An 18254-nucleotide genomic window follows, 5' to 3' on the forward strand; every position below is an offset into this window, starting at 1 on the left:
GAACCGGCTTTGTGATGGGGAGTGAACCTCTCTCCCCTCGACACCGTCCTAGAGGGCGCAATGTCGCCGGATGCACCAATAGGCACCGGGCACAAGGTCTCTCGCAGAACTACGGGATGCGATGTCTGTCAGGATAGATGGGGAAAAGTCGGGCGAGGTTCCGGGGCAGTCCCACGGAGTTCGCCGCATAGTGCGCGGCCCGCGCCCGGAGGCCGTTCCTTCGCTGGTGGCCGGCGCCTGCACGTTCGTGGGAGTCCTGGACATCGCCGCAGGAGTCTTCCCGCGCTTCCGGCACAGCCGGATGCACCGCCTCGTCGAGGTCCTGCCCGGCGCTTTCGGCCCGTTCGCGGCCGCCCTGTCGCTGAGCGCCGGTGTCCTCCTGCTGCTCCTCGCGCACGGGCTGCGGCGGCGCAAGCGCAGGGCATGGCGAGCGGCCGTGATCCTCCTGCCGGCGGGCGCCGTTGCGCAGTTCGTCTACCGCCACTCCGTCATCGGCGTCCTTCTGTCGGCTGCGCTGCTGCTTCCGCTGCTGCGCCACCGCGACGAGTTCGCGGCCCTGCCCGATCCGCGCAGCCGCTGGCGGGCGCTCGCCAACTTCGTGCTCATGGGCGCCGGTTCCCTGGGCCTCGGCCTGGTCATCGTCAGCGTCCACACGAACCGTATGGTCGGCGACCCCAGCGTGTCCGACCGCATCGAGCACGTCCTGTACGGCCTGTTCGGCTTCGAGGGCCCGGTCGACTACACCGGCGACACCTCATGGACGGTGGGCTTCTCCCTCGGCGCGCTCGGCCTGCTGACCGCGGTCACCACGATCTACCTCGCCTTCCGCCCCGAACACCCCGCCGCCCGGCTCACCGAGGAGGACGAGGCCCGGCTGCGTGCCCTGCTGGAGAGGCACGGCACCCGCGACTCGCTCGGCCACTTCGCGCTCCGCCGCGACAAGGCGGTCGTCTTCTCGCCGAGCGGAAAGGCCGCGGTCACCTACCGCGTGGTCTCGGGCGTGATGCTGGCCAGCGGTGACCCGATCGGCGACGTGGAGGCATGGCCCGGCGCCATCGAGCGGTTCATGGACGAGGCCAAGGCCCATTCCTGGACCCCCGCGGTCATGGGCTGCTCGGAGACGGGCGGCGAGGTCTGGACCCGCGAAACCGGCCTGGACGCCCTCGAGTTGGGTGACGAGGCGGTGGTGGACGTCAAGGATTTCTCGCTCACCGGGCGTGCGATGCGCAACGTGCGCCAGATGGTGAAGCGCATCGAGCGGGCGGGCTACGAAACCCGGGTGCGGCGCATCCGTGACCTGAGCGAGGGCGAGCTGGAGCGGATACGGCGCGCGGCCGAGGACTGGCGGGGCACGGACACCGAGCGCGGCTTCTCGATGGCCCTGGGCCGCATCGGCGATCCCTCCGACGGAGACTGCCTGATCGCCACGGCCCACAAACCGGACGCCGCGCAGGGCCCGTACGGCGACCTGAAGGCGATCCTGCACTTCGTCCCGTGGGGCTCGGACGGCGTCTCGCTGGATCTGATGCGCCGCGACCGCTCGGCCGACCCGGGCATGAACGAACTGCTGATCGTGGCCGCCCTCCAGGCCGCCCCGAGGCTCGGGATCGCGCGCGTCTCCCTGAACTTCGCGATGTTCCGCTCGGCGCTGGCCCGCGGCGAGAAGATCGGCGCGGGACCGGTGCTGCGGGCGTGGCGGGGACTGCTGGTCTTCCTCTCCCGCTGGTTCCAGATCGAGTCCCTGTACAAGTTCAACGCGAAGTTCCAGCCGCGCTGGGAGCCGCGCTTCGTGGTGTACGCGTCCTCCCGCGACCTGCCGCGCATCGGTCTGGCCGCGATGCAGGCGGAGGGGTTCGTGAACCTGGCGCTGCCCCGCTTGCTGCGCCGCTCGGCTCCGGTCCGGCGGCCGTGCGCCCACACGGTGGCGGAGCGCGGGGTCCGGGCCGCCTGAGCCGGGCCCGAGCCCGTCGGACGAGGACCGGCCCGCCGGCCCCGGCAACACGCCGGGCGAGGGTTCCCGGCCCGCCCAGCCCGCGAACCCTCGCCCGGCCCACCCACCCCATCGGGCCGTTCCGCAGGTACCCCGTCTGCCCCACCACACACATGGGGCCGTCGTGCCCCCGCGAGCCGGAGGCGGAGCCATGGGGGGCCTACGCTGAACGTATGAGCACGAAGACCGGGCGGGGCCACGTGGCAGGCCTTCCGACATGGGACCGCTGCGCGGTCATGGGCGTCGTCAACGTCACCCCCGACTCCTTCTCCGACGGCGGCCGCTGGTTCGACACCACCACCGCCGTCAAGCACGGCCTCGACCTGGTGGCGCAGGGCGCCGACCTCGTCGACGTCGGCGGCGAGTCCACCCGCCCCGGAGCCACCCGTGTCGACGAGACCGAGGAGCTGAGGCGGGTCATCCCCGTCGTGCGCGGTCTCGCCTCCGAGGGCGTCGCGGTCTCCGTCGACACCATGCGCGCCTCGGTCGCCGAACAGGCCCTCGCCGCCGGCGCCGCCCTCGTGAACGACGTCAGCGGCGGCCTCGCCGATCCCGCGATGATCCCCGTCGTCGCGGCCTCCGGTGCCCCCTTCGTGGTCATGCACTGGCGCGGCTTCCTCGAGGGCGGCAACGTCAAGGGCGTCTACGAGGACGTCGTCACCGAAGTCTTCGACGAGCTCCACGCGCGCGTTCAGGCCGTTCTCGAGGGCGGCGTCGCCCCCGACCGGATCGTCGTCGACCCCGGCCTCGGCTTCTCCAAGCAGGCGGAGCACGACCTGGCTCTGCTCGCCCACCTCGACCGGCTGCACGCTCTGGGCCATCCCCTGCTGGTCGCCGCCTCCCGCAAGCGCTTCCTGGGCCGCGTCCTGGCCGGGCCCGAGGGCGAGCCCCCGCCCGCCCGCGAGCGCGACGCCGCCACGGCGGCCGTCTCCGCACTCGCCGCCCAGGCCGGCGCCTGGGCGGTACGCGTGCACGAGGTCCGTGCGACAGCGGACGCGGTACGCGTCGCACGCGCCGTCGAGGCGGCTCGCGCTGCCGGCCCCGCGCCGGGCACCCCGACCCGCGGCGCGCACCCCGGCCCTGGCCCCGGAACCGCCGAAGGAGCCCGGTGAGCACCGCCCACACCGATGTCGAACAGGTCGAGCGGGCCAACACCGCCTTCTACGAGGCGATGGAACGGGGTGATTTCGAGGAGCTGTCGTCGCTCTGGCTGACGCCCGCCGACCTGGGCATCGACGAGGAGTACCACGACCCGGCGGACGCCGGGGTGATCTCCTGCGTCCACCCCGGCTGGCCCGTCCTGACCGGCCGCGGCGAGGTCCTGCGGTCGTACGCCCTGATCATGGCGAACACCGACTACATCCAGTTCTTCCTCACGGACGTGCACGTCTCGGTGACCGGCGACACCGCCCTGGTGACCTGCACCGAGAACATCCTCAGCGGCGGACCGGCCCCGGATGAGGGCGAGGAGCTGGGCCCGCTCGTCGGCCAGTTGGTGGTCGCCTCGAACCTCTTCCGCCGCACCCCCGACGGCTGGAAGCTCTGGTCCCACCACGCCTCCCCCGTCCTGACCGAGTCCGCCGACGAAGAAGAGGACGACTCACCGGCGTGAGGGGGTGGCAGAGCCCGCAGGAATGGGTAGGCGGCCGGTGAGTGGCGGGAATCACCTACTCTCGGGTAGGACGCGGCTACCGCCCCGTAAGCCACCTTGTTCCCCAGGGGAAAGGCCCGACGTAGACCCCGGCGACGGCCCCGAAGGGCCCTCGGGGGAGGCAACGCTGTCAGTGCCCGCAGGTAGATTCGTTCGCGGCGGGTGTACCGACCACACTCGGTGCACACCTGTCGCCACCGACGATTGCAGGAGTGATTCGCGTGGATCGTGTCGCGCTGCGCGGCCTCAAAGCCCGCGGGCACCACGGCGTGTTCCCCAGGGAGCGCGAGGAGGGGCAGACCTTCATCGTGGACCTCGTCCTGGGTCTGGACACCCGGCCGGCCGCGGCCGACGACGACCTGTCGAAGACCGTCCACTACGGCATCGTCGCCGAAGAGGTCGTGGCCCTGATCCAAGGAGAACCCGTCGACCTCATCGAGACGCTCGCCGAGCGCATCGCCCTGTGCTGCCTCAAGCACGCCCCGGTCCGCGAGGTCGAGGTCTGTGTACACAAACCGGACGCGCCGATCACCGTCCCCTTCGACGACGTGACCGTCACCATCACCCGGAGCCGAGTATGAGCGCCTTCTTCGCCGGGGGTCAGAGCGACCCGACCGTACAGCCGGTGCCCGCCTCCGTGGTGGAGCGGGTGGACGCCGCCGACACGACCCTGCAGAACCCGAAACGGGCCGTGATCTCCCTCGGCTCCAACCTGGGCAACCGCCTGGAGACGCTTCAGGGCGCCATCGACGCCCTGGAGGACACCCCGGGTGTCCGCGTCAAGGGTGTCTCGCCGGTGTACGAGACGGAGCCGTGGGGCGTGGCCCCGGGCAGTCAGCCGGCGTACTTCAATGCGGTGGTCGTGGTGAAGACCACCCTGCCTCCCTCCTCGCTCCTGGAGCGGGCCCACGCCGTGGAGGAGGCCTTCCACCGGGTGCGGGACGAGCGCTGGGGCGCGCGCACCCTGGATGTGGACATCATCACGTACGCGGAAGTCGTCTCCGACGACCCGGTGCTGACCCTCCCCCACCCGCGCGCCCACGAACGGGCCTTCGTCCTCGCGCCCTGGCACGACCTGGACCCGGCGGCCCAGCTCCCCGCCCGCGGGCCGGTGGCGGACCTGCTCGCCGCCGTCACCCGCGAAGGTGTCACACCCCGCCCCGACCTGGAACTCCGGCTGCCTGAATAGTCGTTAAGGTCTACCGGACCGGGACACTCCCGGCTCCACGACCGTGTACGGGCGACCGACGGCTGACGAAGGGGCATCGTGAAAGAGCTGCGCATCAGGACGCTGGCAGCGGTGTTCGTGGTGGCCGGAGTACTGTCCTGGGCGGCCGCCCGCCTGTGGAACGCGGTGGACACCCTCCCCCGGGTCCCCTTGGCCGCGCCCATCGTCCTCGCCCTGATCGCCGTGGTCCTGCTGGCCACGGCGCTCTCCCTCCGCGCCCGGCTCAAGGCCCAGCGGGAGCGCCGCCCGGGCGCGAAGGGCGTCGACCCGCTGATGGCGGCCCGCGCGGTCGTCTTCGGCCAGGCGAGCGCCCTGGTCGCGGCCCTGGTCGCCGGCATGTACGGAGGCGCGGGCGTCTTCCTGCTGGAGTCCCTGGACATCCCCGCGGTGCGCGACCAGGCCATCTACGCCGGCTTCTCGGTCCTCGCGGGCATCGCCGTCATAGCGGCCGCCTTCTTCCTGGAACGCGTCTGCCGCCTCCCGGAGGACGACGAACACAACGGCAACGCGACACCGGTGGCCTGACTTCCTGAAGCCGCGCCGCGGTACGCGCTGCCTCAGCGCGCCATGATGAGGCTCATGGCCTCATTGCGCGTGGCCGCGTCCCGCAGCTGGCCGCGCACCGCCGAGGTGATCGTCTTCGCGCCGGGCTTGCGGATGCCGCGCATCGACATGCACATGTGCTCGCACTCGATCACTACGATCACACCGCGCGGCTCGAGGATCTCCATGAGGGAGTCGGCGACCTGCGTCGTCAGCCGCTCCTGCACCTGCGGCCGGCGCGCGAAGACGTCCACGAGCCGGGCCAGCTTCGACAGGCCCGTGATCTTGCCGCTCGTCGACGGGATGTAGCCGACGTGCGCGACCCCGCGGAACGGCACGAGATGGTGCTCACAGGTCGAGAACACCTCGATGTCCTTCACCAGCACCATCTCGTCATGGCCCAGGTCGAAGGTCGTCGTCAGAACGTCCTCGGGTTTCTGCCACAGGCCCCCGAATATCTCCCGGTACGCCCGGGCCACCCGCCCCGGAGTCTCGCGCAGACCTTCCCGGTCCGGGTCCTCTCCGACCGCGATGAGCAGCTCCCGTACGGCATTCTCCGCACGCTTCTCGTCGAACTCGCCGATCGTGCCCTCGCCGTCCAGCGTCACCGGGTCGGTCATCTGGTGCCTCGTTCCTGCGCCTGCGACGCGCACGGATCGCGCGTCTGAAGTGCGGCCTCCAAAACGCCGCGCCCCCCAGGCTAAAACCCTGGGGGGCGCGGCAGAAATTCCGGGCCTTGCGGGGCCCTGGGAAGAGCGGTGACTCAGCTCTCCCGGCGGTCCTCCGGAGCCGCCTCCGCGGGGAGGGACTCGGTCGCGTTCGCGATCGCCGGGGTCGCGCCGTTCGTCCCGTTCGTCAGGGCCAGCTCCTTGGGGGAGAGCACCGGCGGGCGGGTGGACGGCGTGCGGCGCGAGGAGCCGGTCCAGGCGGGCCGCGGCGGGCGCTTGACGATCGGGGCGAAGATCTCGGCGATCTCCTCCTTGCCCAGCGTCTCCTTCTCGAGCAGCGCGAGCACCAGGTTGTCCAGGACGTCCCGGTTCTCGACCAGGATCTCCCAGGCCTCGTTGTGAGCGTTCTCGATGAGCTTCTTGACTTCCTCGTCCACCAGCGCGGCGACCTCTTCCGAGTAGTCGCGCTGGTGAGCCATCTCACGTCCGAGGAACGGCTCGGTGTTGTCGCCGCCGAACTTGATCGCGCCGAGGCGCTCGGTCATGCCGTACTGCGTGACCATCGCGCGAGCCGTGGCCGTGGCCTTCTCGATGTCGTTCGCGGCACCCGTGGTCGGGTCGTGGAAGACGAGCTCCTCGGCCGCGCGGCCGCCCAGCATGTAGGCCAGCTGGTCCAGCATCTCGTTGCGGGTCGTGGAGTACTTGTCCTCGTCCGGGAGCACCATCGTGTAGCCCAGCGCGCGGCCGCGGGACAGGATCGTGATCTTGTGGACCGGGTCGGAGTTCGGCGAGGCCGCCGCGACCAGGGCGTGGCCGCCCTCGTGGTACGCGGTGATCTTCTTCTCCTTGTCCGACATGATCCGGGTCCGCTTCTGCGGTCCCGCGACCACGCGGTCGATCGCCTCGTCCAGCATCTGGTTGTCGATCAGCTTGCGGTCGCTGCGGGCCGTGAGCAGGGCCGCCTCGTTCAGCACGTTCGACAGGTCGGCACCGGTGAAGCCGGGGGTGCGGCGGGCGACGGCCGACAGATCGACGTCCGGAGCGACCGGCTTGCCCTTCTGGTGGACCTTGAGGATCTCCAGACGGCCCTGCATGTCCGGGCGGTCGACCGCGATCTGGCGGTCGAAGCGGCCGGGCCGCAGGAGGGCCGGGTCGAGGATGTCCGGGCGGTTCGTGGCGGCGATAAGGATCACGCCGCCCTTCACGTCGAAGCCGTCCATCTCGACGAGCAGCTGGTTCAGGGTCTGCTCGCGCTCGTCGTGACCGCCGCCGAGACCGGCGCCGCGGTGGCGGCCGACCGCGTCGATCTCGTCGACGAAGACGATCGCCGGGGCGTTCGCCTTGGCCTGCTCGAACAGGTCACGGACCCGGGAGGCACCGACACCGACGAACATCTCGACGAAGTCGGAACCGGAGATCGAGTAGAAGGGGACGCCCGCCTCGCCGGCGACGGCACGCGCCAGCAGCGTCTTGCCCGTACCGGGGGGCCCGTAGAGGAGCACACCCTTGGGGATCTTGGCGCCCACGGCCTGGAACTTGGCCGGCTCCTGGAGGAACTCCTTGATCTCCTGGAGTTCCTCGACGGCCTCGTCCGCGCCCGCGACGTCCGCGAAGGTCGTCTTCGGGGTGTCCTTGGTGATGAGCTTCGCCTTGGACTTCCCGAAGTTCATCACCCGGGAGCCGCCGCCCTGCATCTGGTTCATCAGGAACAGGAAGACGACCACGATGAGGACGAAGGGCAGAAGCGAGAGCAGGATCCCGACGAACGGGTTCTGCTTGGACGGCGAGACCGTGTAGCCGTCCGGGATCTGCTTGGTCTGGAACTTGTCCTGCAGGGTGTTGGCCAGGGTCACGCCCTGGTTGCCGATGTAGCTCGCCTGGATCTTGGAGCTGCCCTCGACCTTGACGCCGTCCTTGAGCGAGACCTTGATGATCTGCTCGTCGCCGGTGGTCAGCTTGGCCTGCTGGACCTTGTTTTCATTGATCGCCGCAACGACCTGGCCGGTGTCCACCGTCTTGTAGCCGCCGGAAGAGCCGACGACCTGCATCAAAACGACCACGGCAAGGACGGCCAGCACGATCCACATGACCGGCCCACGGAAGTATCGCTTCACGTCCATCCATACGGAGCGGTGCCGCCCCGTCCCTCCTGCCATAGTGAGTTTGATAAAGACAGTTCTTCTGACGGTACCCCAGGATTGTCACCCGCAGCCGCGGGGACCGCTGGCAATACCGTCCATGCATGCTCCAACGGCGCGAGACCCGCTGGGGTTCCCGAACGTCCTGAAACAGCCCGGACCTCGGGTTCGGCCGCCGTCGCCGGCGGCCGGACCGCTGAGGCTCAGCCGCCGTAGACGTGGGGGGCGAGCGTACCGACGAACGGCAAGTTGCGGTACTTCTCCGCGTAGTCGAGGCCGTAGCCCACGACGAACTCGTTCGGGATGTCGAAGCCGACCCACTCGACGTCGATCGCGACCTTGGCCGCCTCCGGCTTGCGCAGCAGCGTGCACACCTTCAGGGAGGCGGGCTCGCGGGAGCCGAGGTTGGAGATCAGCCAGGACAGCGTCAGGCCGGAGTCGATGATGTCCTCGACGATCAGGACGTGCTTGCCCTTGATGTCGGTGTCGAGGTCCTTGAGGATCCGCACGACGCCGGAGGACTGGGTGCCCGCGCCGTAGGAGGACACGGCCATCCAGTCCATGGTGACGGGGGTGGACAGGGCCCGGGCGAGGTCGGCCATGACCATCACCGCACCCTTGAGGACACCGACGATCAGCAGGTCCTTGCCCGCGTACTCCGCGTCGATCTTCGCGGCCAGCTCGGCCAGCTTCGCGTCGATCTCTTCTTTGGTGATGAGCACCTGCTTGAGGTCGGCACCCATGTCTTTCGCGTCCACCCGCATCACTTTCGGTCGTCCCGCCGCTTTGACTGCCGCTCGCCTTCGGGGCGCCTGTGCCGCTGCGGACGGTCACCCGTCCGCGGACACCCGCGCGGGGTAGCCGCAACGACTACAGCCCTCGCGGCCGGTGTCCCTGTCCCTCGCGACAGCGGCACGCCCTTCGGCTCGCTCGCGCAGCTGACCGGTCCCTCCGGAAGGGGTGACCGGGCGCCTCCCGAAGGGGGCGCGTTTCAGCCTTGCCGAATCACCAGTCTGCCACCCTGACGCTGGGCGACGACTTTGCCCGGAAGATTGATGGCTCCCTGGCCGCGCCAGCCGGTGATCAGACGGTCCACTTCCTCGATGTGGCGGGCGAAGAGAGAACCGGCCGGAGCGCCCGCCTCGATGGCGGCGCGCCGCAGGATCCTGCGGCGCACGGCGGGGGGCAGGGCGTAGAGCTTCGCGCACTCCAGGAGGCCGCGGGCGTCGCGGACGGAGGTCTCGGCCTGGCCAGCCCAGGCGTCGAGGGCGTCGGCGTCGTCGCGGGAGAGCTGGGCCGTGCGGGCGAGGGCTTCGACGACGCCCTTGCCGAGCGCCTTCTCCAGGGCGGGCAGACCCTCGTGGCGGAGCCGGGAGCGGGTGTACGCGGGGTCGGCGTTGTGGGGGTCGTCCCAGACGGGCAGCGACTGGACCATGCAGGCCTTGCGGGCCGTCTGCCGGTCGATGTGGAGGAAGGGGCGGCGATAGCGGCCGCCGGCCCCCGAGACCGCGGCCATGCCCGACAGGGAGCGGATGCCGGAGCCGCGGGCGAGGCCGAGCAGGACGGTTTCGGCCTGGTCGTCGCGGGTGTGCCCGAGGAGGACCGCGGTGGCGCCGTAGCGCTCGGCGGCGGCGTCCAGGGCTGCGTAGCGCGCGTCACGGGCGGCGGCTTCGGGGCCTCCGGCGCGGCCGACGCTCACCGCGACGGAGGCGACCGGATCGAGACCCAATTCACTCAGGCGTTCGACGACCTCGTCGGCACGCTGATCGGAGCCGGTCTGGAGGCCGTGGTCGATCGTGATGCCGCCGGCCCGGATGCCGAGCTTGGGGGCCTCGAAGGCGAGCGCGGAGGCGAGCGCCATAGAGTCGGCGCCGCCCGAGCATGCGACGAACACGAGCGGCGGGGAGAGACGCTCGTGGGAGGGGAAGTCGCTGTTCGGTTCGGTGGTCTGCTCGGTGAGGATGTCGTGGAGGACGCGGCGAACCGCCAGGCGTATCGCCGCGACCGCAGGATGGGGACCCATGTCCGGTTCCCTTCATGAAGTTGTCGGGGGGTGAGCCCGAATGCTGGTCACTCAGAGTGTGTAGATGGTGACAGAAACGGGCCGTTCCCCGAGCATTGCACGCCTACCCATGGCTCACGGTCCCTCGGACGAGTGATTGGCGGGGCGTTCACCTGCCGACGGCCGGATTCGTGTCACACCGCTCACTGGGGGCTCACGACCCCGCCCTCCGGTGCACCCGTGCGATCCAGTCCGCCGGTTTGGCGATCTCCGCCTTGGTGGGGAGCGTGTTGGGGGAGGTCCACACCCGGTTGAAGCCCTCCATGCCGACCTGCTCGACGACCGCCCGCACGAAGCGCTCGCCGTCACGGTATTGCCTGAGCTTGGCGTCCAGGCCGAGCAGCTTGCGCAGGGCGAGGTCGAGACGGGAGGCGCCCCGGGCGCGGCGCTGCTGGAACTTCTCCCGGATCTCGGAGACGGACGGGACGACAGCCGGGCCCACGCCGTCCATCACGAAGTCCGCGTGACCCTCCAGGAGGGACATCACCGCGGTCAGCCGACCGAGGATCTCCCGCTGGGCGGGCGTCTGGACGAGTTCCACGAACGAGTGACCGTCGTCGCCCTCCTCGCCCTCCGCGCGGCCTCCGGCGAGTGACTGGACCGCCTCCCTGACGCGCTCCAGGACCGTCATGGGATCGAGTTCCGTCTCCGCCAGGAAGGACTGGATTTCGCCCTCGAGGTGATCCCGCAGCCAGGGCACCGCGGTGAACTGCGTGCGGTGGGTCTCCTCGTGCAGACACACCCACAGGCGGAAGTCGTGGGGCTGGACGTCCAGTTCCCGCTCCACGTGCACGATGTTCGGCGCGACCAGCAGGAGACGGCCGCCGCCGTTCTCGCCCGCGGGCAGTTCGCGGGTGGCCGGGGCGAAGGTCTCGTACTGGCCGAGGACCCGGGAGGACAGGAACGACAGCAGCATGCCCAGCTCCACGCCGGTGACCTTGCCGCCGACGGCGCCGAGGACGACCCCGCCGGGGGTGCTCCCGCGCCGCTGCTCCATCTTGCCGAGGAGGGGTTTGAGGATCTCCCGGAATCCGGCGACGTTCGCCCGCACCCAGCCGGGCCGGTCGACGACGAGGACGGGGGTGTCGTGCACGCCCTCTTCGCCCATACGAGTAAAGCCCCGGACATGTTCCTCCGAGGCCTTCGCGTGCCGGCGCAGCTCCGCGACGATGGCGCGGGCCTCGTCGCGGCTCACCTCGGGGCCCGGCCGCACGAGCCGGGTCGCGGTCGCCACCGCGAGATTCCAGTCCACCATCCCAGGAGATCCGGCACCACCGATGCTCGTCATGCGTCAACGGTACGTGAGCTCCGCCGCTCGGGGCAGGGCAGCGCGGTGCCCCGCCGTGCGCTACCGGCAGCCGCAGCCCGCCAGGACCGCCGCCGTGCGGTCCAGGGCGGCCCGGGCGGTCGTCTGGTCCATCGAGCCGTCCGTCAGGAAGGCGAAGGCCAGCAGCCGGCCGTCCGCGTCGACCACCGTCCCGGCGAGGGTGTTGACGCCGGTCAGCGAGCCCGTCTTGGCGCGCACCAGGCCGATGCCCGAGCGTTCGGCCGCGTCCTCGTAGCGGTCGCTGAGGGTGCCCGTGAAGCCGGCCACCGGCAGCCCCGTGAGGACAGGGCGGAGTTCGGGGTGGGACGGGGAGCCGGCGGCGGCCAGCAGGGCTGTCAGCAGGTTGGCGCTGAGCCTGTCGTCGCGGTTCAGCCCGCTGCCGTCGTGGAACCGTGCGCCGGCGAGCGGGAGTCCGAGCCTCTTCAGCTGGGCGCCGATCGCGGCCGCGCCCCCGTCGAAGCTCGGCCGGCCGCCGGTGGCCAGGGCGGTCTGGCGGGCGAGGGCCTCGGCGATGTCGTTGTCGCTGTTGGTGAGCATCCGCTCGACCACCGCGGACAGCGGCGGTGACTGGACGGAGGCGAGGGTCTCGGCGTGCGGTGTGGCCTTGGTCGCGGGGGCGTCGGGGGCCGAGGTCTTGATGCCACGGTCGCTCAGCAGTCCGCCGAACGTGCGGGCCGCGTCCGCCGCCGGGTCCGTGCTGCGGTCCGCCGGCCCGCTGGTGGAGTCGTCCCCGCGACCCTCGTCGGCCATCAGCGCGGTGACCGGGGCGAGGTTGGGGTTGACCCCGATCGGGTGCAGCGGGTCGCCCGTGAACAGGGAGGCGTCGTACGCGAGCGTCACCGAGGTCAGACGGCGCTTCTTCAGGGCGGCGGCGGTGCTGTCGGCGAGCGTGCGCAGGCTCGCCCAGCCGTCGGCCCGTGCGTGGGCCGTCAGCGTGGGGTCGCCCCCTCCGACCAGGACGAGCCTGCCGGTGCCGGGCTCGAGCACCGTGCGGGTGGTGAAACGGTGGTCGGTGCCGACCGCGGAGAGCACGGCCACAGCGGTGGCGATCTTGGTGGTGGAGGCGGGGGTCAGCGCGTCGTCCGCGCTCTTGCCGTACAGGCGCCTGCCGGTCGCGACGTCGACGACGGAGGCGGTGCGCCGGGAACCGAGGGAGGCGTCCTCGAGGAGCTTGTCGAGGGTGGCGGCCAGGGTCCGTACCACCGGCGCCGACTTGGTCGTCGTGACGCCGCCGACACCCGCCAGCACGGGCGCGGCGCTCGGCGCGGGCGCCGGTGCTTCCGCCGCCGCGCCGGCGCCACGCCCGTGATCTGTGCCACCCTCCTGGCCCCACGCTGCGGCCCGGTCACGCTCGGCCGTACGCTGACCGGAGGAGTCCCAGGGACCGGCGGCGGTCGCGGCCCCTGCCGCGAGCGCCAGGCCCAAGACGGCGGCCACGGCCGCCAGCTGCGGGGTGGTGAGCCCCCCGGCGCGCGGGCGCGCGAGCTGCGCGACCCGTGTGACGTGCGGCTTCACCGCTCCGGTGAGCCCTGCCACGCGTGGTCTCACGGCCTCGGCGACCCGCCGCGCGCGGGATCGTACGGCCGGGGCCATACGAGCAAGGCGCGGCTTCACGGCCTGCGCAACCCGCGCCAGACGCGGTCTCGCGGCCCGCCAGGCCCTCAGCTCCGGCACGACCACCAGCCCCTTTCGCGATCACACACCTGCGTGAGGGACACTTAACCACCAGAACTATGTGCTGATCATGGAGGAGCCACCGGTGGAGTTCGACGTCACGATCGAGATCCCGAAGGGTTCGCGGAACAAGTACGAGGTGGACCACGAGACCGGTCGTATTCGCCTGGACCGTCGACTTTTCACCTCGACCAGCTACCCGGCCGACTACGGCTTCGTCGAGAACACCCTCGGCGAGGACGGCGACCCGCTGGACGCGCTGGTCATCCTTGAGGAGCCGACCTTCCCGGGCTGCCTCATCAAGTGCCGTGCCATCGGCATGTTCCGGATGACGGACGAGGCCGGCGGCGACGACAAGCTGCTGTGCGTGCCGGCGTCCGACCCGCGCGTGGAGCACCTGCGGGACATCCACCACGTCTCCGAGTTCGACCGCCTGGAGATCCAGCACTTCTTCGAGGTCTACAAGGACCTGGAGCCCGGCAAGTCCGTCGAGGGTGCCAACTGGGTGGGCCGTTCGGACGCGGAGGCCGAGATCGAGCGTTCCTACAAGCGCTTCAAGGAGCACGGCGGCCACTGACCCTGCTGTCGACCGGCGGGCCGCGTGATCCCCACGGGGTGACGCGGCCCGTTCGCGTACCGGTGCGCATACTGAGGCGTATCGGAGGTACGTGCCGGACGCAGACATACGAGAGGCAAGAGGGAAGCAGGTGACGGAGCCGGACGCGGAGGACCGCAAGCCGCGGTCGGACGAGGCGAGGAGCGCGTTCGCGCCCCCGGGACAGGGCGACGAAGACTGCGCGATCACCTCCGAGTTCACCATTCCCCTGGGGCTCGAGCTGCCTGCGGCGGGCACGGCCGATTCCTCGACGACGTCGGAGTTCGCCATTCCGGAGGGCCTGGAGGTGCCGGCCGCCGGTACGGAGTCCGAGACGACGTCCGAGTTCTCCGTCCCGGACGGGCTCGAGGTCCCGCAGCCGCCCACGGCGGAGCCGGAGGGCTCGGCGTTCAGCCCGCCGAGCACCTACAGCGTCCGGGACGCCCCGCCCGCCTTCACCCCGCCGTCCGGCATCCCCGCGGTCCGGCTGACCAAGGAGGCTCCCTGGCAGGATCGTATGCGCACGATGCTGCGCATGCCGGTCGCCGAGCGGCCCGCGCCGGAACCCGTGCAGAAGACCGGGGAGACGGGCCCCGCCGTACCGCGCGTGCTCGACCTGACCCTCCGCATCGGCGAACTGCTGCTGGCGGGCGGCGAGGGCGCCGAGGACGTGGAGGCCGCGATGTTCGCGGTCTGCCGGTCGTACGGGCTGGACCGCTGTGAGCCGACCGTCACCTTCACGCTGCTGTCGGTCTCGTACCAGCCGTCCCTGGTGGACGACCCCGTCTCGGCCTCGCGGACGGTACGCCGCCGCGGCACGGACTACACCCGCCTGGCCGCCGTCTTCCGGCTCGTGGACGACCTCAGCGACCCGGAGACGGCGATCTCCCTGGAGGAGGCCTACCGCAGGCTCGCCGAGATACGCCGCAACCGGCACCCCTATCCCGGCTGGGCACTGACCGGGGCGAGCGGACTGCTCGCCGGTGCGGCCTCCATCCTCGTCGGCGGTGACCTCCTGGTCTTCGTCGCCGCCGCGCTCGGCGCGATGCTCGGTGACCGGCTGGCGTGGCTCTGCGCCGGGCGCGGGCTGCCGGAGTTCTACCAGTTCACGGTGGCCGCGATGCCCCCGGCCGCGATCGGTGTCGCGCTCACGGTGACCCATGTGGACGTGAACGCGTCGGCGGTGGTCACCGGTGGGCTGTTCGCCCTGCTGCCCGGGCGTGCCCTGGTGGCGGGCGTGCAGGACGGGCTCACCGGCTTCTACATCACCGCGTCGGCGCGCCTGCTGGAGGTCATGTACTTCTTCGTCGGCATCGTCATGGGCGTCCTGGTGGTCCTGTACTTCGGCGTGAAGCTGGGCACCCAGCTGGACCCGGACGCGGCCCTGAACCCCTCCCAGCGGCCGGTGGTGCAGATCATCGCGTCGATGCTGCTGTCCCTGACCTTCGCCGTGCTGCTCCAGCAGGAACGGTCCACCGTGCTCTGGGTGACCCTCAACGGGGGCGTCGCCTGGGTCGTGTACGGCGCCATGCACTACCCGGGACACATCTCACCGGTCGCCTCCACGGCCGTCGCGGCCGGTCTGGTGGGTCTGTTCGGGCAGTTGCTGTCGCGCTACCGGTTCGCGTCCGCGCTGCCGTACACCACCGCCGCCATCGGGCCCCTGCTGCCCGGTTCGGCGACCTACTTCGGGCTGCTGTCGATCGCCCAGAACAACGTCGACAAGGGCTTGGTGTCACTGGCCAAGGCCGCCTCCCTCGCCATGGCCATCGCCATCGGCGTGAACCTCGGGTCGGAGATCTCCCGGCTGTTCCTGCGGATTCCGGGCGCTTCCGCCGAGGGGCGCCGCGCGGCCAAGCGGACGCGCGGGTTCTGACGCGCCCGGATCAGTCCTGCGGGTAGCCCTGGCCGTAGGGATGGGGCTGCTGCGGGTGCTGCGGCTGCGCCTGCGGATGGGGCTGCGCGTATCCCTGGCCGGAGCCGTACGGCTGCTGCTGGGGGTGCGGCTGCTGGTAGCCCTGGGGGTACTGCTGGGCGTAGGGCTGCTGGGTGCGGCCGTAGTGCTCGTCGTAGCCGCCCTGGTTCGTGCCGTACGGCTGCTGTCCCTGACCGCCGTGGCTCTGGTCGCCGTATGCCTGGTTCTGGTCGCCGTACGCCTGGTTCTGATCGCCGTACGCCTGGTTCTGGCCGCCGTACGCCTGGTTCGGGTGACCGTACGCCTGGTTCGGCAGGGAGTGCGCATGGGCCCGGTCCTGGTGGGCCGGCGGCACGGCGCGCAGCCGGGTCGTCGCGTCGTCCATGACCGGGGGCTGCTGACCGAAGGGCGGCTGCGGGCCGAAGGGCGGCTGCTGCGGGGCAGGCGCGTCGGCCGGTGCCTTCCTGGCCTTGGAGCGTGCCCGCAGGAACTCGATGGCGATCGGGACCACCGAGACGAGAACGATCAGGATGAGGATCGCCTCGATGTTGTTCTTGACGAAGGGGACGTTGCCCAGCCAGGAGCCGAGCAGGGTGACACCCGCGCCCCACAAGACGCCGCCGATGACGTTGAAGATCAGGAACGAGCGATACTTCATGCCGCTGACGCCGGCGATGATCGGCGTGAAGGTGCGGACCACGGGCACGAAGCGGGCCAGCACCAGGGACTTCGGACCGTACTTCTCGAAGAACTCGTGGGCCTTGGTGACGTTCTCCTGCTTGAAGAGGCGGGAGTCCGGGCGGTTGAAGAGCGAGGGGCCGACCTTCTTGCCGAACATGTAACCCACCTGGTCGCCCAGGATCGCGGCGACGCAGATCAGCGCGATGGCTCCCGCCAGGGGGAAGTGCATCTGGTGCGAAGTGATCAGCAGACCGCAGGTGAACAGCAGCGAGTCGCCCGGCAGGAAGAAGCCGATGAGCAGTCCGGACTCGGCGAAGACGACGAGGAGCAGGCCCCAGATCCCGAAGGTGTTCAGGAGGTGGTTCGGATCCAGCCAGCTCGGGCCGAGGGCAAGCGTCATCACGGTTCCGGGCTCCTGAGGGGGTGAGGGCAGGTGCGGCGTCCTGGCGGGCGGCCGGCACTACGGCGATGGCCGGACAAAGCTATCAACGCGCGATGTCCCCACCGGGTTCCACCGGTGTCTCCAGGATGCACGGTGCGTGGACCGGGCCGGAGCCGTGGGCCGGGGCCCGGGCCACGGGTGAGGGGCGCCTCCCATGAAGAGCGCCTCTCACCCGCCTGCTCGTGCCGCCCCCGGGCTCACCCGTCGTGGCGGTCCGCGTTCGCCGCGATCGCGCCCCTGAGGTGCTCGGCGAGACCCGGCCGCATGGCGTCGTAATGGGCCTTGAAACGCTCGTCGGAGACGTACATCTCGCCCAGACAGCGGTGAAGGTCGTACGAGCACTCGTAGAACCATGTGCAGATGTGCTGCCGGTGTTCCTCGGCCAGATCCATGGCCCGCTCCCCGGCCGGGGGCTCGCCCGCGGCCATCAGAGCGCCGTAGCGCTCTCCCCAGGCGGCCGTCTCGGCCTGGATGCGGTTCCAGTCGTCCTTGGTGTACCGGGCGGTCCGCCGTTGCGACTCGGCGTACTCGTCCGTGCCGCCCCAGCGGCGCTCGGCCTCCTCCGCGTACTGCTCCGGGTCCTTGTCCCCGAAGACTTCGAACCTCTCCTCGGGCGTGAGGTTGATGCCCATCGTGCGTGCCTCCATGGCGTGTTCCACGGCCGCCGCCATCTTCTGCAGCCTCTCGATCCGGGCGGTCAGCAACTCGTGCTGGCGGCGTAGATGCTCGCGCGGGTCCGCGTCCGGGTCGTCGAGCAGGGCGGCGACCTCCTCGAGCGGAAAGCCCAGTTCCCGGTAGAACAGGATCTGCTGCAGCCGGTCGAGGTCGGCGTCACCGTAACGCCGGTGACCGGCGTGGGTGCGCTCACCGGGCACGAGCAGGCCGATCTCGTCGTAGTGGTGCAGCGTGCGCACGGTCACACCGGCGAAACCGGCCACCTGGCCGACCGAGTAACTCACTTCCGCTCCCTTCTGGGTACGCACGTCAGACTCACGCCTCACGCCGCGTGAGGTGCAAGTCGCATTCCTCGGATGCACGGCGCGCCCCTCGGTCCGCCGGAACCCCCCGCGCGCCGGAACGCCCGGAACCCCCGCACGCCAGGGCCGCTATGCCTTCTTTGCCCGCATATGGTGAGCCCGTGAGCCCAATGAACCCGTGACCCGTGAACCCGTTGAATCCGATGAACCCGATGAACCCGATGAACCCGTGATCCCGTGGCCCAGGACACCGCGGAGCAGGCACCCGCCGCTCCGGCGACTCCCGCGCGGGGGCTGCTGCCGCCGGTCCTCCCGGCGCTCGTCGTCGGCATCGGGGCCAGTCTTCTCCACCTCCCCGTGAGC

Annotated in this window: 16 protein-coding genes; 8 read left to right on the plus strand and 8 right to left on the minus strand. The window is 70.8% G+C overall.

The genetic code is table 11. The annotated features are described in order from the left end of the window. Window positions 1-121 precede the first annotated feature (121 nt). The 6 genes from LZ604_RS02345 (at window position 122) to LZ604_RS02370 (ending at window position 5394) form a co-directional block, all read left to right on the plus strand. Complete coding sequence (locus tag LZ604_RS02345) at window positions 122-1951, plus strand: phosphatidylglycerol lysyltransferase domain-containing protein (RefSeq protein ID WP_234512053.1); 1830 nt, start codon at window positions 122-124, stop codon at window positions 1949-1951. 212 nt (window positions 1952-2163) lie between these two features. Next, complete coding sequence (folP, locus tag LZ604_RS02350; RefSeq protein ID WP_234512055.1) at window positions 2164-3102, plus strand: dihydropteroate synthase; 939 nt, start codon at window positions 2164-2166, stop codon at window positions 3100-3102. Beyond that, window positions 3099-3602: a nuclear transport factor 2 family protein gene (locus LZ604_RS02355; RefSeq protein ID WP_234512058.1), complete on the plus strand. Its 504-nt coding sequence runs from the start codon at window positions 3099-3101 to the stop codon at window positions 3600-3602. The genes folP and LZ604_RS02355 overlap by 4 nt, the downstream gene beginning before the upstream one ends. A gap of 260 nt (window positions 3603-3862) precedes the next feature. After that, a complete protein-coding gene (gene folB, locus LZ604_RS02360) occupies window positions 3863-4222 on the plus strand; it encodes a dihydroneopterin aldolase (protein WP_234512060.1) in 360 nt (119 codons plus the stop codon). Continuing rightward, window positions 4219-4830, plus strand: coding sequence for a 2-amino-4-hydroxy-6-hydroxymethyldihydropteridine diphosphokinase (gene folK, locus LZ604_RS02365; RefSeq protein ID WP_234512062.1), 612 nt, complete (start codon window positions 4219-4221; stop codon window positions 4828-4830). Before folB ends, folK begins: the two co-directional genes overlap by 4 nt. 78 nt (window positions 4831-4908) lie before the next feature. Further along, a complete protein-coding gene (locus LZ604_RS02370; RefSeq protein WP_234512064.1) occupies window positions 4909-5394 on the plus strand; it encodes a DUF3180 domain-containing protein in 486 nt (161 codons plus the stop codon). Window positions 5395-5426: 32 nt separating this feature from the next. On the opposite strand, the gene folE is transcribed toward LZ604_RS02370, so the two are convergent. From folE to dacB, 6 genes are all read right to left on the minus strand, one after another. Further along, the gene (folE, locus tag LZ604_RS02375) at window positions 5427-6032 is read right to left on the minus strand and encodes a GTP cyclohydrolase I FolE (protein WP_234512066.1); all 606 of its coding nucleotides are present in this window, start codon (window positions 6030-6032) and stop codon (window positions 5427-5429) included. Between the two features lie 143 nt (window positions 6033-6175). Next, a complete protein-coding gene (ftsH, locus tag LZ604_RS02380; protein ID WP_234512611.1) occupies window positions 6176-8200 on the minus strand; it encodes an ATP-dependent zinc metalloprotease FtsH in 2025 nt (674 codons plus the stop codon). 221 nt (window positions 8201-8421) lie between these two features. Next, a complete protein-coding gene (gene hpt, locus LZ604_RS02385) occupies window positions 8422-8982 on the minus strand; it encodes a hypoxanthine phosphoribosyltransferase (protein ID WP_055523757.1) in 561 nt (186 codons plus the stop codon). Between the two features lie 227 nt (window positions 8983-9209). Then, the gene (gene tilS / locus LZ604_RS02390) at window positions 9210-10241 is read right to left on the minus strand and encodes a tRNA lysidine(34) synthetase TilS (RefSeq protein WP_234512069.1); all 1032 of its coding nucleotides are present in this window, start codon (window positions 10239-10241) and stop codon (window positions 9210-9212) included. Window positions 10242-10434: 193 nt separating this feature from the next. After that, window positions 10435-11568 (minus strand): Rv3626c family coenzyme F420 biosynthesis-associated protein, encoded by a 1134-nt coding sequence (locus LZ604_RS02395; RefSeq protein ID WP_234512071.1) that lies wholly within the window; start codon window positions 11566-11568, stop codon window positions 10435-10437. 60 nt (window positions 11569-11628) lie between these two features. Beyond that, window positions 11629-13287, minus strand: a complete 1659-nt coding sequence (gene dacB / locus LZ604_RS02400; protein WP_234512073.1) for a D-alanyl-D-alanine carboxypeptidase/D-alanyl-D-alanine endopeptidase — start codon at window positions 13285-13287, stop codon at window positions 11629-11631. Between the two features lie 79 nt (window positions 13288-13366). Between dacB and LZ604_RS02405 the strand changes: the two genes are divergently transcribed. Together LZ604_RS02405 and LZ604_RS02410 are read left to right on the plus strand one after the other, a co-directional pair. Beyond that, window positions 13367-13858 carry an inorganic diphosphatase gene (locus LZ604_RS02405; RefSeq protein WP_234512613.1) on the plus strand — a complete coding sequence of 164 codons (492 nt, stop codon included), beginning with the start codon at window positions 13367-13369 and terminating at the stop codon, window positions 13856-13858. A gap of 130 nt (window positions 13859-13988) precedes the next feature. Beyond that, entirely contained in the window at window positions 13989-15752 is a 1764-nt protein-coding gene (locus LZ604_RS02410) for a threonine/serine exporter family protein (protein WP_234512075.1), read from the plus strand. Window positions 15753-15762: 10 nt separating this feature from the next. On the opposite strand, the gene LZ604_RS02415 is transcribed toward LZ604_RS02410, so the two are convergent. Continuing rightward, window positions 15763-16875 carry a DedA family protein gene (locus tag LZ604_RS02415; protein WP_234512078.1) on the minus strand — a complete coding sequence of 371 codons (1113 nt, stop codon included), beginning with the start codon at window positions 16873-16875 and terminating at the stop codon, window positions 15763-15765. 236 nt (window positions 16876-17111) lie between these two features. Further along, on the minus strand, window positions 17112-17873 hold the full coding sequence (locus tag LZ604_RS02420) for a MerR family transcriptional regulator (RefSeq protein WP_234512080.1): 762 nt from the start codon (window positions 17871-17873) through the stop codon (window positions 17112-17114). Between the last annotated feature and the right edge of the window lie 381 nt (window positions 17874-18254).

The organism is Streptomyces glomeratus (assembly GCF_021462825.1).
Classification (GTDB): Bacteria; Actinomycetota; Actinomycetes; order Streptomycetales; family Streptomycetaceae; genus Streptomyces; species Streptomyces glomeratus.

Coding starts and splice junctions, on each gene's coding strand:
- folK (WP_234512062.1), top strand. CDS start 4,219: ATGAGCGCCTTCTTCGCCGGGGGTCAGAGCGACCCGACCGTACAGCCG.
- folE (WP_234512066.1), bottom strand. CDS start 6,032: ATGACCGACCCGGTGACGCTGGACGGCGAGGGCACGATCGGCGAGTTC.
- folP (WP_234512055.1), top strand. CDS start 2,164: ATGAGCACGAAGACCGGGCGGGGCCACGTGGCAGGCCTTCCGACATGG.
- ftsH (WP_234512611.1), bottom strand. CDS start 8,200: ATGGACGTGAAGCGATACTTCCGTGGGCCGGTCATGTGGATCGTGCTG.
- LZ604_RS02345 (WP_234512053.1), top strand. CDS start 122: ATGTCTGTCAGGATAGATGGGGAAAAGTCGGGCGAGGTTCCGGGGCAG.
- hpt (WP_055523757.1), bottom strand. CDS start 8,982: ATGCGGGTGGACGCGAAAGACATGGGTGCCGACCTCAAGCAGGTGCTC.
- tilS (WP_234512069.1), bottom strand. CDS start 10,241: ATGGGTCCCCATCCTGCGGTCGCGGCGATACGCCTGGCGGTTCGCCGC.
- LZ604_RS02395 (WP_234512071.1), bottom strand. CDS start 11,568: ATGACGAGCATCGGTGGTGCCGGATCTCCTGGGATGGTGGACTGGAAT.